The 15216-nt window shown below is 68.3% G+C and carries 16 protein-coding genes; 8 read left to right on the forward strand and 8 right to left on the reverse strand.

Features of this window, described 5'->3' with window-relative positions:
• Positions 1–132: 132 nt before the first annotated feature.
• From ABTU92_RS17700 to ABTU92_RS17710, 3 genes are all read right to left on the reverse strand, one after another.
• A complete protein-coding gene (locus tag ABTU92_RS17700) occupies positions 133–417 on the reverse strand; it encodes an IS3 family transposase (RefSeq protein ID WP_408092924.1) in 285 nt (94 codons plus the stop codon).
• Positions 414–704: a transposase gene (locus ABTU92_RS17705; protein ID WP_408092926.1), complete on the reverse strand. Its 291-nt coding sequence runs from the start codon at positions 702–704 to the stop codon at positions 414–416. The genes ABTU92_RS17700 and ABTU92_RS17705 overlap by 4 nt, the downstream gene beginning before the upstream one ends.
• A 1084-nt stretch (positions 705–1788) precedes the next feature.
• Positions 1789–2631 carry a helix-turn-helix domain-containing protein gene (locus tag ABTU92_RS17710; RefSeq protein WP_408092928.1) on the reverse strand — a complete coding sequence of 281 codons (843 nt, stop codon included), beginning with the start codon at positions 2629–2631 and terminating at the stop codon, positions 1789–1791.
• 136 nt (positions 2632–2767) lie between these two features.
• On the opposite strand from ABTU92_RS17710, the gene ABTU92_RS17715 reads away from it, so the two are divergent.
• The 7 genes from ABTU92_RS17715 to ABTU92_RS17745 all read left to right on the forward strand — a co-directional run bounded on the left by ABTU92_RS17715 (position 2768) and on the right by ABTU92_RS17745 (position 10402).
• Positions 2768–3391: a cysteine hydrolase family protein gene (locus tag ABTU92_RS17715; RefSeq protein ID WP_408092930.1), complete on the forward strand. Its 624-nt coding sequence runs from the start codon at positions 2768–2770 to the stop codon at positions 3389–3391.
• A 32-nt stretch (positions 3392–3423) separates the two neighbouring features.
• Complete coding sequence (locus ABTU92_RS17720) at positions 3424–4341, forward strand: ABC transporter permease (protein ID WP_408092932.1); 918 nt, start codon at positions 3424–3426, stop codon at positions 4339–4341.
• Positions 4338–5333: an ABC transporter permease gene (locus ABTU92_RS17725; RefSeq protein ID WP_408092934.1), complete on the forward strand. Its 996-nt coding sequence runs from the start codon at positions 4338–4340 to the stop codon at positions 5331–5333. Before ABTU92_RS17720 ends, ABTU92_RS17725 begins: the two co-directional genes overlap by 4 nt.
• Positions 5334–5353: 20 nt before the next feature.
• Positions 5354–6406 carry a substrate-binding domain-containing protein gene (locus ABTU92_RS17730; RefSeq protein WP_408092936.1) on the forward strand — a complete coding sequence of 351 codons (1053 nt, stop codon included), beginning with the start codon at positions 5354–5356 and terminating at the stop codon, positions 6404–6406.
• Positions 6407–6437: 31 nt separating this feature from the next.
• Complete coding sequence (locus ABTU92_RS17735; RefSeq protein WP_408092938.1) at positions 6438–7937, forward strand: sugar ABC transporter ATP-binding protein; 1500 nt, start codon at positions 6438–6440, stop codon at positions 7935–7937.
• 684 nt (positions 7938–8621) lie between these two features.
• Positions 8622–9848, forward strand: coding sequence for a hypothetical protein (locus ABTU92_RS17740; RefSeq protein WP_408092940.1), 1227 nt, complete (start codon positions 8622–8624; stop codon positions 9846–9848).
• Between the two features lie 314 nt (positions 9849–10162).
• Positions 10163–10402, forward strand: a complete 240-nt coding sequence (locus ABTU92_RS17745) for a hypothetical protein (protein ID WP_408092942.1) — start codon at positions 10163–10165, stop codon at positions 10400–10402.
• Positions 10403–10756: 354 nt separating this feature from the next.
• Here ABTU92_RS17745 and ABTU92_RS17750 read toward each other — a convergent pair whose 3' ends face one another.
• Positions 10757–11128 (reverse strand): DUF892 family protein, encoded by a 372-nt coding sequence (locus ABTU92_RS17750; RefSeq protein ID WP_408092944.1) that lies wholly within the window; start codon positions 11126–11128, stop codon positions 10757–10759.
• 12 nt (positions 11129–11140) lie between these two features.
• Between ABTU92_RS17750 and ABTU92_RS17755 the strand changes: the two genes are divergently transcribed.
• Positions 11141–12610 carry an amidohydrolase family protein gene (locus ABTU92_RS17755; RefSeq protein ID WP_408092946.1) on the forward strand — a complete coding sequence of 490 codons (1470 nt, stop codon included), beginning with the start codon at positions 11141–11143 and terminating at the stop codon, positions 12608–12610.
• Positions 12611–12939: 329 nt separating this feature from the next.
• On the opposite strand, the gene ABTU92_RS17760 is transcribed toward ABTU92_RS17755, so the two are convergent.
• From ABTU92_RS17760 to ABTU92_RS17775, 4 genes are read right to left on the reverse strand one after another with little or no spacing between them, the layout of a single operon-like run.
• Entirely contained in the window at positions 12940–13953 is a 1014-nt protein-coding gene (locus ABTU92_RS17760) for a sensor histidine kinase (protein ID WP_408092948.1), read from the reverse strand.
• Complete coding sequence (locus ABTU92_RS17765) at positions 13950–14534, reverse strand: SpoIIE family protein phosphatase (protein ID WP_408092950.1); 585 nt, start codon at positions 14532–14534, stop codon at positions 13950–13952. Before ABTU92_RS17765 ends, ABTU92_RS17760 begins: the two co-directional genes overlap by 4 nt.
• Positions 14531–14941, reverse strand: a complete 411-nt coding sequence (locus ABTU92_RS17770) for an anti-sigma regulatory factor (protein WP_408092952.1) — start codon at positions 14939–14941, stop codon at positions 14531–14533. The genes ABTU92_RS17765 and ABTU92_RS17770 overlap by 4 nt, the downstream gene beginning before the upstream one ends.
• Complete coding sequence (locus ABTU92_RS17775) at positions 14938–15165, reverse strand: ATP-binding protein (RefSeq protein WP_408092954.1); 228 nt, start codon at positions 15163–15165, stop codon at positions 14938–14940. The genes ABTU92_RS17770 and ABTU92_RS17775 overlap by 4 nt, the downstream gene beginning before the upstream one ends.
• Positions 15166–15216 lie beyond the last annotated feature (51 nt).

The raw sequence follows: 15216 nt of genomic DNA on the forward strand, positions 1-15216 counted from the left end.
CGCCTTTCGACCAGCACGGTGAATGGCTGTGCTCGCGCCTGCGGAGGAGCCGCGTGGTGCGGTCGCGGAGGTTGGTCACACAAACACCACACCACGTTCGACCGTGGACCGTCGCCCGGTCCATTTATCGGATCATGCGCGCCGAACGAGGGCTCGGCACCCATCGTGTCGGCGTAGCCTGCGGGTGACAAGCCCGCCCTCCGCCCGAAGCGTCGCCGTCAGCCGGCGCGAGCCGTAGAACGGCCACGCGGTGAACAGCTCGTCGATCCGCCGCGTCAGGGCGAGATCGTTGTCGTTCGCCGGCCGATCGGGCCGATAGACGCTCGACCGCGCCACCCCGAGCAGGGCACATTGCCGCCGCACCGACAGCGTCTCGTCGCCGCGATCGAGCATCTCTCGCCGGTCCGCCGCGCTCATCTGCCGGACCTCTTGACTAAAAAATTCCGCTCCACCGTCAACTGGCCGATCTTCGCGTAGAGGTCGTCGACCGTCTTCTGCGCGACCTTCTCGGCGTCCACACCCACGCTCGGGTCGAACGCCCGCGCCGCGTTGTCCAGAAGCTGCTTTTTCCAAGCGTAAATCTGGTTGGGATGGACCTCGTAGCGCTGCGCCAGGTCGGCCACCGTCGCCTGCTCGCGGATCGCCTCCAGCGCAATCTTCGCCTTCAGTCCCGCGTCGATCTTCCGTCTCGTTCTCTTCGTCATGGTCTGCTCCGTCTACCAAACGGGGCGGCCGACGATACGCGCCGGTCGAAGGTCGCCCCTCACGCAGGGGCGTGGATCGAAACACATTGTCCTGCGCGATGTTGCGTCGGCTGCGGGTCGCCCCTTACGCAGGGGCGTGCATCGAAACCCGCGATCGGCTTGTCCGAGGTCTGATCTGTGCGTCGCCCCTCATCCGGCCCCGATTCGCTGCTGTCCACATGGACAGCTTGAATCAGCCGCTACCGCATCGACCGGCCCGGCGCACCCGCGCCGGGCGACGACGAACGTCGCGGCGATACTGCGGCAGCACCGGCAGCTGGTCGTCGGCATCGCGCAGCCACAGGCTGCGCCAGCGAGCGAACGGACACCAGAACCGGACTACATGACGCCTGAAGAGCGGGCCGCATTCAACCGCGAGCTTGCTGAAATGCGCGCCGAGACCGAGGCGCGGATGCGCGAGGTTTACCGGCGCATCGCTGTGATGTGAGACCGCCACAATCCCGAGCAAGCGTTACACTTTCCGAAGCAAACGTTACAAAACGGGGGTAGTAACGGGGGGAGCAAATCACGCGTGATTTTGCCCGCCAACGCGTAGCCTGCACGCGTACACCATCAATTCTGCCAACAAACACAGGCTCGACAGCCATCCGATCCGATGGGCGCCGAGTGCCATGGGCTGGTCGACAAGCTCATCAAATGAGCGGCTACCAACGGACATCGACTGTCAACGAGATCGCGCAAGCGCGTGCGTAGCAACGGTCGCAGACGGGCGACAGGTTGCGGGCAACCTGCGAACCACCCAGATCCGCAGGTTGCCGGCAAACTGGCGATCGCCGCTTTCGCGTCTAGTCGCCCGTCGCTCCAATGATGGCACCACACTGACGGCTTGTTGCGAATGAAAAGGTCGATTCGCAGGTTGCGAACATGGCCGACCCGCGCGTCCGCATTCTGAAGGCGCTGGCCAGGGGCGTTCAACTATTCCGCTGTGAACGATTTCGGGGCTGCGCAGGCCGAAGGCGGACTCCTCTGCACACTCCATGAAGGGGCCGGCGCAAGCAGACCGTGCGGGGCGTGCGCGTGCTCATCACGCCACCGCACAGCGACGCACGCCGTTGCGGAAGGCCCGCGGCGTCGAGCCGAGATGCTGCAGGAAGAAGCGGGTAAAATGGCTCGGGGCCGAAAAGCCCAGCCGCTCGGCTATGGCGTGGATCGGCATCGCCGATGTGCCCAGCATCCCGATCGCCGCTTCGATGCACACCGCGTTTGCGTAAACCCGCGGGCTCACGCCCGTGCAGGTGCGGAACAGTTCGAAGAACCGCGAGCGCGAAAGGCCCGCGACCGCTGCGCACGCGTCGATGTCGAGCGCCAATCCAGGCTTGGCCCGCATGTGCACGATGGCCCGCCGGATCCGGTAGTCGCTCGGTCGCGGGTCGGCAGAGTGCCCCTCGCCGAGATCGGCGGCGCCGTAGCAGGTCACCACGGCCCGGAACAGCAGGTCGCAGGCGCGGTCGAGCGCGTCATCGTCCGCGGCATCGTCCCGCATCAGGTCCAGCACCCGGTCGGCCTCGGCCTGCACGGTCGGCATCAGTGGGGCGCGCGGAGTGGAAAACACCCGACGGCGACCTGCCGCGATGGCCGCCTGCACGCGACGCTCGAACCAGTAGGGCGCGATGTAGAGGGCGAGAAGCTGGGCCGTCGCCCCGCCGGCCAGCGGCAGCCCAGCATGCACGGCCCACGGGTCGATCAGCACGGCCGAGCCGGCGTCGAGAACCTGCTCCAGGCCCTCTACCAGAAACGTCGCATCCGCCCCCGACACCTTGATGAGGGCATGCGCCTGCGCATGAGCGTGCTCGGCGATGGTCGGCGTGCGCTCCAGAAGCGCGATCCGGCCGAACCGGCCGACGAAGACTCGAACCTCGCCCGCCATCGCAACCCTCCATGGGCCGGGAGGCTAGGGATCTCCAAATCGGACTACAAGGTAATTTTCCGGTCCGTCCGGTAACGACAGCGTGCCGGAGCCTCGGCATCCTCGCCGCAGCCTCACGGTTCGGAGGGTTCGGCCCATGCCCGATGCATCTGCCCACTATCTCGACCCGGCCCTGCTGATCGTCGACATGCAGAACGACTTCGTGCGGGTCGGCGCGCCGCTCGAGGTGCCGGACGCTCGGGCGACCCTGCCGGCTCATGCTCGCCTGATCGCCGCGTTCCGGGCCAGGGGCCTGCCGGTCGTCTACACCAAGTTCCTGTCGACCGAGGAGCCCTCGCTGCTGTGGACTTGGTCGCCGCAATGCACACCGCCCGTCTGCCTGTGTCGCCGCGGCGTCTCGCGTACCTACGGCGACGCCGACGGCCCGCTCGACTGCACCGACGTGGTGACGGAGATCTATCCCGAGCCCGAAGACCTGATCATCGAGAAATACGGCTATGGCGGCTTCCACGGCACCTCGCTGTCCGACCGGCTGCGCCAGAAGGGCGTGCGCTCGCTGGTGGTCACCGGCACGGTGACGCAGATCTGCGTCGAGGACACGGCCCGCGGAGCGTTCCACCACGGCTTCCGCACCACAATGGTCGAGGACGCGGTGTCGTCCTTCGCGCCCGAACTGCACGCCGCGACGCTGAAGAACTTCGCCATGAAGTTCGGCTGGGTCGACAGCTCCGCCGCAGTCGTCGCGGCGCTCGGGGCGTGATCATGACGGCCGGCAGCTTGACCCGACGCGCCGTGAGCGGACCGCCGATCATCTGGGTCGCGGTGGTGCTGCTCGCGCTCGCCGTTGCGCTGCTGCCCGGCTTCTTCTCTCCCGACAACCTCGCCAATGTGGCGCGGCAGTCGGCCGTGCTGGCGTTGCTGGCGATCGGCCAGACCTTCGTGGTCGTCGCCGGCCTGATGGATCTCTCGGTCGGCATGCTGGCGACCCTGGTGCTGGTGCTGACCGCCGACCTGATGGATGGTCGGGCCGAGGCGACGCTCGCGGCGGTCGGGCTCACCGTCGCGCTCGGCGCCGGGATCGGGGCGCTCACCGGGCTGCTCAACAACGCCCTGCGCATCAACTCTCTTATCCTGACGCTCGGGATGCTGACCATCCTGCAGGGCGTCACCTTCATCTACACGGACCAGAGCGTCGGAGCGCCGTCGCCGGCGATCACCTGGCTTGCCAATGGCGAGGTCCTCGGCCTGCCGCCGTCGTTCCTGCTGGTGCTGATCGCGACCGGGCTCGCGCACGTGGCGCTCCACCACACGCGCTTCGGCGTGCATCTCGCCGCGGTCGGCGGCGCCGTGCAGAGCGCCCGCCAGGCCGGCATCGCGGTCGACCGTGTCGTCCTCGCCGCCTTCGTGATCAGCGGCCTGTCGGCCGGCCTCGCCGGCCTGCTGCTGCTCGGCCGGCTCGGCACCGGCTACCCGAACGCCGGCGTCGGGCTGGAGCTCGACGCCATCGTCGCCGTGGTGCTGGGCGGCACCGCGCTCGCCGGCGGCCGCGGCAGCGTCGTCGCCAGCGTCGCCGCCGCGGTGGTGCTCGGGATGGTCAGCAACATGCTCAACCTGCTGGAGGTCTCCTCGTTCCTGCAGATGGTGATCAAGGGCGGCGTGGTGATCGTCGTCATCCTGATCGGCCAGATCCGCCCGGAGGCGGCGCGATGAGCGGGCCCCACGAGATGGCGGCCGCGGCTCTGCCGCGGACGGCGCCGCGGCGGCCCCGCCGGATCCCGGAGACGCTGGCGATCTGGCTGGTCCTGATCGCGCTCCTGGTGGTCGCCGGCGCCCTCTCGGACGCCTTCCTACGGCCCGTCTATCTCGGCAACATCGTGCGCCAGGCGGCGCCGATCGGCATCGCCGCGGTCGGCGTCACGCTGGTGATGATCCTCGGCGGCGTCGATCTCTCGATCGGCGCCACCATCTCGCTGGGTGCCGTCGTGTGCGCCGCCGTCATGGCGGGCGATCCCGCGAATATCGCGCCCGCGGTCGTTCTCGCCTGCCTGGCAGGCGCCGCGGTCGGCGCCCTCAACGGCGCCATGATCGCCTTCACGGGCGTATCGCCGTTCATCCTCACGCTCGGCACCGCGATCACGCTCTACGGCGTCACCCAGCTGATCACCGGCGGCACCGCGCACGGCATCGTCGCGCCCGGCTTCCGCGAGGTCTTCAACATCCGGATCGGCGGCGTCCTGCCGATACTCGGCCTCGCCTTCGTGGGGGTGGCCGGCTTCGGCCTCGCGGTGCAGCGGCTCACCACCTTCGGCCGGCGGCTGTATCTGATCGGCAGCAATCCGGCGACCGCACGCCTCGCCGGCCTGCCGGTGCGGCGCACCGTCCTGATCGCCTATACGCTCTCGGGCCTGTTCGGCGGGCTCGGCGGCCTCGCGCTGCTGGCCCGGTCGGGCGTCTCGGGGTCGCTGGCGGCGAGCGGCTACGAGTTCGACGTGCTCGCCGCCGTGGTGCTGGGCGGTACCACATTCGAGGGCGGACGCGGCGGGATCGGCGGCACGGTCGCCGGCGTGCTGATCCTGTTCGTCGCCTTCAATCTCGTGAACGTCGTCGGCCTCCCTTACCACGCCCAGCTCGTGGTCAAGGGCGCCGTCATCATTGCGGCCTCGGCTCTCTATCGGCGCATGCGCGAGGTCCGGCAGGCTTGAACCGGAGAAAGGGTGACGACATGCGATACGCACGCGTGATCATGCTGTCGGCCGTCGTGGCCGTGGGGCTGTCGGCGGTCGGGCCGGCGGCGGCGCAGACCAAGCGGGAGGAGCTGGTCGCCCAGGCGGCCGAGAAGGTCGACACGGCGCGGTTCAAGAAGCCGGGGCCCTACACGATCGGCGTCTCGGCCGGCTATCTCACCAACTCCTGGGTCGTCTACGCTCTCGCCCACGTCAAGTACGAGGCCTCGCTGCATCCCGAGATCAAGGAGGTCGTCGTCACCGACGCCGGCTTCAAGCCGGCCAAGCAGGTGGCCGACATTGAGGATTTGATCAACAAGAAGGTCGACCTGATCATCTACTGGCCGGTCGACAACAAGGCGATCGCCGGCGCCCTGCAGAAGGCGGTCGACGCCGGCATCCCGACCGTCAACACCGGCGGCGGCTTCTACTACAGCCCGAGCACCACCTCGAACGCCTATATCGGCCAATGGGACCTCGGCGAGAAGACGGCCCGGCAGCTATTCAAGGACATGGGCGGCAAGGGCAAGATCATCGCCATGCTGCCAATTGCCGGGCATTCGGCGACGGTGGACCAGAAGGCGGCGCTCGACGCTGTCATGAAGGAGTTCCCGGGCATCGAGCTCCTCTCGGCCGAGCACGGCAACTGGAACCGGGCCCGCTCGAAGCAGATCACCGAGAACCTGCTGCAGCGCTTCCCGCGCATCGACGGGGTGTTCTCGCCGTCCGGTCAGATGTCCGCCGGCCTAGCTGAGGCGTTCGAGGAGGCCGGCCGGCTGAACGAGGTCGTGATGTCGCCGGCCGACGAGTACAACGGCTGGCTCAAATGGGTCGACAAGAACCAGAAGGGCGGCATCATCACGTTTCCGACCAAGGTCGGCCGCGACGCCGTCCAGCTGGGGTTGGAGATCCTGAAGGGTCAGCCAGTCGAGCGCGGACGCCAGGTCCCCTCGGTCGTCATCCCGGCCTCGGAGGTCGGCAAGTATGTGCGGCGGGACGCCTCCGACGACGTCTGGGCGAACGAGCTGCCGGGCAGCTGGCAGCCGAAGTAGCGGCGGCGGAGAGATACGGAGCACGCCGGCGATGGCTCTTCTCGAGACCGAGGGATTGTCGAAGTCCTTCGCCGGCGTGCCGGTCCTCTCGGGCGTCGACTTCGCCGCCGAGGCCGGCGAGGTGCACGCCCTGGTCGGCGCCAACGGCGCCGGCAAGTCCACGTTCCTCAACATCGTGTCGGGGTCGCTGGCGCCGAGCGCGGGCGCGATCCGTCTGGCCGGGGACGCAGTGCGCTTCGCCACGCCGCAGCAGGCCCACCGGGCCGGCGTCAGCATCGTCCACCAGGAGTTCTCGCTGGCGCCGCTGCTCGACGTCGCCACCAACATCTTTCTCGGCCGCGAGCCGCGCACCCGGCTCGGCCTGGTCGACCGGGCCCGCATGCGGCGTGACGCGGCGGCGCTGCTCGACGGCTACGGATTCCGGCTCGATCCCGATGCGCCGGTCGCCGGCCTCAGCGTCGCCGAGCAGCAGCTCGTCGAGATCGCCCGCGCGCTGTCGTTCGATGCGCGGGTGCTGATCCTCGACGAGCCGACCGCCGCGCTGTCGCCGCCCGAGCAGCAGCGGCTGTTCGCCGTGATCGAGCGCCTGAAGGCCGTGGGCGTCGCGATTCTCTACGTGTCGCACCGGCTCGACGAGGTGTTCCGCATCGCCGACCGGGTGACGGTCCTGCGCAACGGTGTCCGCGTAGCGACGCGCCGCATCGCCGACCTCGATCATGCCGGGCTGGTGAGCCTGATGCTCGGCGAGGCGGCAGGCGCCGCCACGGCGATGCGGCGTGCGACGCCCGGGCCGGTTCGGCTGGCCGCGACCTACCGGGCCGGCGAAGCGACGAGCAGCATCGTCGTGCGGGCCGGCGAGATCGTCGGGCTCGCCGGCTTTGTCGGCGCCGGGCGCACCCATCTGGCGCGGGCGCTCGCCGGCCACGCGCGCCCGGGCGAGATCGAGACGACGATCGACGGTGAGGCCGTCGATCCGCGTACGCCCGGCGCGGCGCTGCGCCACGGCATCGTCTACGTCACCGAGGACCGCAAGCGCGACGGCCTGTTCGTGCCGCTCGGCGTGCTCACCAACACCACGGCCGGCGCGCTCGACCGGGTGTCGCGCTTCGGCCTGCTGCAGAGAGGTCGCGAGCAGCGGCTCGGCGGCGACATGCTGGCGCGGCTGCGCCTCGTGGCGCCCGGCCTCGCTGCCCCCGTGAACCACCTCTCCGGCGGCAACCAGCAGAAGGCGGTGTTCGCCCGCGCCCTGCTGGCGGAGCCGCGGGTGCTGATCTGCGACGAGCCGACCCGCGGCGTCGATGTCGGCGCCAAGGCGCAGATCCACGATCTGCTGGTCGAGCTCGCCGGACGCGGGCTCGCCGTGCTGGTCGTCTCCTCGGAATTCGCCGAGCTTCTGGCGGTCGCCGACCGCATCCTGGTGATGCGCGATCGAGCCGTCGTCGCCGCGTTCCCCCGCGGCGCCGTCGACGAGCCGACGCTGTTCCGCGCCGCGAGCGGCGACCCCGCCGTGCTGGCCGTCGCTCGACCGTAGCTCCCGCGGTGTCTCCGGGGCCGGCCGTCGTGCCTTCCCCCGCGCCACGGAGCCGCTAACGTGCATCCGAACCGGCCGACCCGCCGGAGAACCGCGGGGCGGAAGAGACCGGAGAGGCGTCGAGCGAAGTACTCAGAGCCGCCGGTCATCTAGCCTCCGAGAGCAACCAACTCCGCTCAGAGGTGACGAAATTCCTCGACACCGCCCGGGCGGCCTGAGCGGTTTACGAAGCCGATCCGCGCCGACACCGGGACTGACCGCGGATGAACCGGCGGTGGCGGTGTCCGCGCGTTCGCGTTGCGGTATGGTCTATCGCGTGCGCGCTCGATCGAGGGCACGTCGCCCCTCACGCAGGGCCGTGTATCGAAACCTGATGCAGCGGGCGACCGTGGGTTACCGCTGCGCTCGGGCTGGCCTTGCGCGGCCGGCCCGCTCCCGATGGTAATCAGCGCCCCGTCGTGAATGGTCTCGAACAGAAATCGCCGGGCCAGTGCGCACGGCAGAACGTCGCGCTTGGTACCGCGAATCAAAACGGCCTATTATTCCCATCCGCATCAAATCCCCCCTTGCCGCCCCGAGCGACTCACACCCAAGAAGTTCCCGGCTTCGGTGAAAAGATATTCGCTTGCACCGGCCGGCGCGTGATCATTCGTCGGTGTCGCCGTTCGTGCAGCAAAGCCGTCCATGAACGAACTCGAACAAGTCTTCCGGCTGATCGAGCGCATCTACGATGCGTCTCTCGACGCGAGCCTGTGGCCCGATGTCCTGCACCACGCATGTTATTTCGTGCAGGGATGCACCGCCAACCTGTTCTTCCAGGACATTGTGACTCAAAAGGTCGTCGTGTTTCATTCCTGGGGCGAAGACCTTCATTATCGGCAGCTCTACTTCGAAAGATACGCGCCGCTGAACCCCTTGTTTCCGGCGTCGTCCTTCTTGGAGGTCGGCACCGTCCACGCGGTGAACGATATCATGCCGCTGGACGAATTCCGGACCTCGCGGCTCTATCAGGAGTGGGTGCAGCCGCAAGGCATCCTCGATGTGCTCTATTCCAATCTGGAGCGGACGGCGACGGGCGCCGCTGCCCTGGCGATTCGCCGTCTCGAGCGCGACAGGCTCTTCGACGACAGCGCCAAAGCGCGCTTCGCGTTGCTCGTTCCGCACGTCCGCCGCGCAGCCTCGATCGGCAAAGTCATCGATTTTCACCGGACCAACGAGGTCGCGCTGTCGGCCGCTCTCGACCGCCTGACTGCGGCTGTTCTCCTTGTCACGTCCGATGCGCGTCCGGTCTATTTGAACGCGGCGGAGCTTCGAATCCCGGATCCTGCGTGCCGGGTGCCACGAACTGCAAGACCAACGCGGGCGGCGGCCGTGGCCAGGGCGGCGTCTACGGTGGCGGTGGCCGTGGCCAAGGCGGCGTCTACGGCAACGCGGGAGGCGGTCGCGGCCAGGGCGGCGTCTACGGCAACTCGGGAGGCGGTCGCGGCCAGGGCGGCGTCTACGGTGGCGGCAGCGGCCGCGGTCAGGGCGGCGTCTATGGCCAGGGCGGTGGTGGCGGCTGGGGCGGTGGTGGCGGCGGCTACGGCGGTGGTGCGGGCGGCTACGGTGGCGGCTCGCGCGGCAGCCAGGGCGGCGGCTGGGGCGGCTACTGGGCTCGCTAGCCTGTCCGCCGGACTGCCGTCGCGGTCCGCAAATCGAGTGGCTGGGGCGGCGGAAACCCCAGCCACTTTTTTTCGCGGGCACCACCGCCGTCATGGTGTGTCCCGGGCCTGCGGGATCGTCATCGGCGGCCACTGGCCGGCACCCATGCGCGCAGCCTGTGACCGCGCCGCCCTGTCCATGAAGGATGTGTGGGGCGAGGAGCACGCCGCGAACGACGTGCCTCCTCTCCAGCGTGCCGTAACTTCGTGAGCGCCTTCGCGGCGTCCTCGAGCTGATCAGATGCGCTGGCGAGCCGTACCCGCAGCGACGCATTCAGCGCATGGCCGTCCGCGGTAGCCTGAAAAACTACGGCAATGGTGGCCCGAACCTCGGCCTCGACACCGGGCTGCTTCCAGTCGCTCAGGAAACCCCTTCGAATTACCGTCAACATCGGGCAGCGCCCGATCGTCGAAACCGCTGCTGATGGTCGGAGGCAATGTGAGGAAGGTCACGGTCCGGAGGTCCGGCACAAGGCATCAATACGAACATGCTTCGACATGAAGCCCAACCCCTCGGAGGCTCCGATGACCCGTGCCGTGCTCGCTTTCGCCGCCGCCGCCCTGGTGCTGACCACTGCCGCCGGTTCGGCCGACGCCCGCCCACAGCGTTTCAAGGTCTTCGATCAGGAGACCGGCAAGACCCTCCACGATGACGGGAAGCTCGACGGCAAGGCGTGCGTCTTCGGCAAGGACACGCGGTTCAATCCGGCTACTGGCAAGATCATCGTGGTCCCGGCCATGAAGTGCAACTTCAAGTCGTTCTGACACCTCCACAGGCGGCGAGCGCTCCCCGTCCGGGATCGAGGCATTGGCCTCAGAACGACAATGAGCGGCGTGGTGGTTCGATTTCGACCGCCACGCCGTCGATCAAGATGCTCCAACCAATGAGCCTCCGGCTCGTGTCGCCGATGCATCCCGGGCCAGAAAGGCGCGGGTAACGTCCGGCAGGTTCTCGTCCAACCAGGCAGCCAGCTCCTGCTCTTCGGTGAGAATCTGCTGGCAGACCTCCTTGCGAGATCGCCGACGCTCTCCGCCGCAGCGACGAGCGCTTTGTAGATCGCGATTTCCATCTACTCGAAGGCGAAGCTGGCGACCGATGTCTTCACCACCCGTCGCTCGTCAACACACCGGTGAGCGCCTGACCGAGACCGAGACCCGAGCGGTCGTGTCCTTGAAGGTGGATGTGCTGCCCGCTTGCCGTTCGATGCAGCTGCGCAGGCGATCCGCCTGGCTCCTCGTCTGCTCCAGATGCGTCTCGATCTTCGAGCGCAGTTCTGAACATCCTGGACGCCGATCTCCTTCATGATCTGCTCGTGTCGCCGCCACCGGAAAGCCCGGCAGCGCCCGCGCCGCCGCGGATTCGGCGCGCCGGCGATCTTGCCGTAGGTCGACGGCCCGTGCCACTTTCCCATAGTCAAAAATCCGAATCGCCGGAGCGCCTCGCCCTGCCGAACGGCCGGCGGTGGGGGGCGCGATCTTGGGATCACCCATGGGAGGACCGTCATGATCGACACGTCGTTCAGCCGACGCCGGCTGTTGCTGGGGGCGTCCGCATTGGGCGGCGCGGCCCTGATGCCGCGCCGGCTCCTGGCGCAACAGCCGTCGCGATCGGCGAGTGCGCCGCCCGCGCCGCTGCCACCCCGAGGCGAGGTCGTGATCCGCGGGGCCACCGTCCTGACCATGGACCCGGCCGTGCCGGATCTCGCCGCCGGCGACGTCCACGTGCGCGACGGCGCCATCGTGGCGGTCGCCGAAAGGATCGACGCGCCGGCCGCCCAGGTGATCGACGGCACCGGCACGATCTGCCTCCCGGGCTTCATCGACACCCACTTCCATCTGTGGAACAGCATGTTCCGGCTGTTCGTCCGGGCCGACGTCCCGGCCCTCGGCTACTTCCCGGTGACGGCGCGCCTCGGACCGCTGATGGCGCCAGAGGATGCCTATCGATCGGCCCGGCTCGGCGCCGCCGAGGCGCTCGCCGCCGGCGTCACCACGGTCCACAACTGGGCGCACAACACCCGCAGTCCCGACCACGCCGACGCCGAGCTCTCCGCGATGCGTGACGTCGGCATCCGGGGCCGACTGGCCTACGGGACGCCGGTCGGCCTTCCGGACGACGCGCCGATGGACTTCGCCGGCCTCGCGCGTGTGAAGAAGGACTGGATGCCGGACCCGGCGGGCTTGCTCACGCTCGGCATCTGCTCGCGCAATCTCGGCGCCATGACCATCGGCGGCTCCGCCGCCACCGCGTCGCGCGGCATCCTGACCATCGAGAACATCAAGCGCGACTGGGACGGCGCCCGTGCGCTCGGCGTCCCGATCACCATGCACACGTCCGGTGCCAGCCCGATCACCGAGCTGGAGAAGGCCGGCCTGCTCGGCCCCGACGTGCAGCTCGTCCACCCGCTGCTGACCACGCCGGAGGAGCGCGTCATCCTGAAGGAGCGCGGCGTGAGCTACTCGATGTCGCCACAGCTCGAGGCCCGCCGCGCCTCGCAGCTCGGCGTCATCCAGCTCGGCGAGCTCCTGGAGGCGGGCGTCAAGGTGAGCCTGTCGACCGACCATGTCGCCTCGGCGAGCGTCGATCCGTTCGCGTCCATGCGCCTGCTGTTCGCCCTCCACCAGCATCGCATCGGCGCCAAGGTGCCGCTCACCCTGAAACGTCTGTTGCAGCTCGCCACCATCGACGGCGCCGTCGATCTCGGCATTGCCGACCGGACCGGCTCCATCACACCCGGCAAGCGCGCCGACCTGGTGCTGATCCGCGTCGGCGACCCGAACCTGGCGCCGATGAGCGATCCCTACGAGACGGTCGTCGCACGCGCGTTGCCGACCAACGTCGATACCGTGATGGTCGACGGCCGCATCCTGCGCCGAGCCGGCGCCTACACGGCGCTGGATCACGGTAAGGTCGTCACCGAGGCACGCGACGCGGCCCTGGGCCTGCGCGAGAAAGCCAAGTGGCCGACGTGAGCCGCAGGCCGCTGAAGCGGCACTTCGGTTGGTTGGATGGTCGTTCCGGACGGCACCATCGGGTCCGGCCTTTGGCCGGGCCCGATGACAAGCTCCGCGCCAGACCCGGAAGCCAGCCGAGAGTCCGGATCTCCTGCTGGAGTCGTCCAAGGCGGAGCACACCGGCAGGTTTCTTGAACTTCGGCCAAGGGAACGGTCTGGCCGACCCACGTCAGGCACATACTCCCGACCACCGCGAGATCTGACATTCGGTTATCCAGCTGTCGCGAAAGTGTCGAACGACAGTGACCGATCAGACCGATGGTAATATTTCCAACGTGGTCGATCGATCAATGCTCTCTGTTCTGACCGCATTGTACCGGCAGCCTCACAATGACCATTGTGCCTCGTCCGGGCGCGGTGTCGAGGCTCACCTCCCCACCCCAGGCATGCACGATCTCGCGAACGATTGCGAGTCCAAGGCCGGTTCCCTCCCCCGGAGGACGAGTCGTGAAGAACGGGTCGAAAGCCTGCGCGGCCACGGTCGCGTCCATGCCCGGACCATCGTCGCGAACCGTGATCAGAACTCCTTCGCCGGCCATGGACGACCGGGCCGGAGTCCGCTCAACGCGGATCACGATGTCTCCCTTGCCGTGCATCGCACGAGCCGCGTTCTGAACGAGATTGACGATGATCTGGGTCAGCTCGCTTTCGTCGCCTATCACGACCGCATCGCGCTCTGCGACCTCCAGCCGGAGCCGCAAACCGGGAACGATGCCCATGCGAGCGAATTCGACGCTCCGCTCCAACGCATGACCGATACCAATAGGGCGGAGCTGGGGAGCCTCCTGGCGCAAATAGCCCAATATGCCGCGCACGATACAGGCCGCCTGCTCGGCCGACGAAAGAACGGCGGCGAAATAGGTGTGCAGCGTTCCCGACGGCGGCACGTCCAGCAGGCCGAGCTCGGCCATGCCGCGGATCGGCTGGAGCAGATTGTTCAGCTCGTGCGCGACACCACCGACGAGTTGGCCGAGGGCGGCGAGGCGGCGATCGTGCTGCGCAATGCGCCGGCGTTCGCGCGCGACGAGCTCGGCGCGGTCTCGATAAGCGACCGAATAGCCGATCAACAGCTCTGCCAGGCAGACCGACGAGCGCCGCACCACGACGTCGGGTGATTCAGTCCAATGCAGCCGCGAGACCGCCAGCACGGCCTCCTCCTGGAGTCCGGCGATCTCCTCGATCGGCAGATCGGAGGCGACGATCTCACACCCTATTGCGACGATGGCCGCCAGCGCAGCCTCGTCCTCCGATCGAACATAGACGAGCATCTGCTCGGTGTAGCGCAGGGAGAGATCTCTCATGACGACGTTCCGCCGAGCAGCGTGCAGACGACGGCCGCGTCGTCGGTTCCGGTCGCAAACTCGTCCAGCAGCCGCCGGGCGACGGCATCCGGCTGGTGCTTCAGTCGGAGGAGGCTCCGATCGACGTCGAGGCCGGCCGCGACGCCGTCGCTCCACAGCACCAGCAGATCCCGATCGGTCCAATGGAGTTCGAGCGGCCGCGGCGTTCGGATCCCGGTGCCGACGATCCCCGGCACCGACTCGATGTGAACCCGCCGTCGCCCGAACAGGGCGGCCCTGACGTTTCCGATGCCGGCGACGACGAGCCGTCGTGTCGCCGGTTCGATCGAGGCAACGACGACGGCGGCCCCACGCGTCGTCCGGATTGCCTCGTCCATGCGACACAGGATCCGATCCGGGCCGGCTCGATCCGTCGTCGCGAACGACGCAAGCGCCGCCTCTGCCGCCGCGGCGGCCTCTCGGCCGTGCCCGAGCCCGTCGACGAGAGCGACCTGCTCGACGGTGTCTATCCGGCGACAGGCCCAGGCGTCACCGCACCAGGTCTCGCCGCGGAATGAACGTGTAGCGCCCCCGACGATCATCTGTTCCAAATCACCGCCGTCACCCGCGTGCCGCGCCCGAACTCGGACCAGATGACGAACTCGTCCATCAGACGTTGAGTCCCGGGAAGCCCGGAGCCCAATCCACCGATCGTGGAATAGCCATCGCGCATTGCGAGTGCGATATCGGCAATGCCGGGTCCGTCGTCCTCGGTGACGACCTCGATCCCGTCGACGTCGCCTGCCCGAACGACGAACAGGCGCACGACGCCGCCGCGGCTCGCGTGGAAGCAGAGATTGCACGCGAGCTCGGACACGGCCGTGACCAGCCGGTACACCCTCACGGTCCGGAACCGAAGACTCTCCGCCGTCTGCTTGGCATGGCGCCGCGCATCCGCGACGTCGAGCTCGCGCGTGACGCGGCATTCCATGGCGAGGGTTCGGGTCACCGTCGTCGCGTCATGCTAGTGGTAACCTCGGTTCGGCCGGGGCGACTCTCGATGCTCAGACATCCCATCAGGTTGCGGACGGCCGAGAGCCCCAGCCCCAGTCCACGTCCGCCCGAGTAACCGGGCTCGACCGCCTTGCAGACGTCCGGAATGCCGGGACCCTGGTCGGACACAACGATGCGGATCGTCGTCGACCGCTCCTCTGCTTCATCGTGATAGCGCAATGGCCTCCGCCTGCGTAGACCAGCGCGTTGCGCGTGAGCTCGGAGATCGCG

The sequence above is a fragment of the Rhodoplanes sp. SY1 genome, from assembly GCF_046000175.1.
Taxonomy (GTDB): domain Bacteria; phylum Pseudomonadota; class Alphaproteobacteria; order Rhizobiales; family Xanthobacteraceae; genus Rhodoplanes.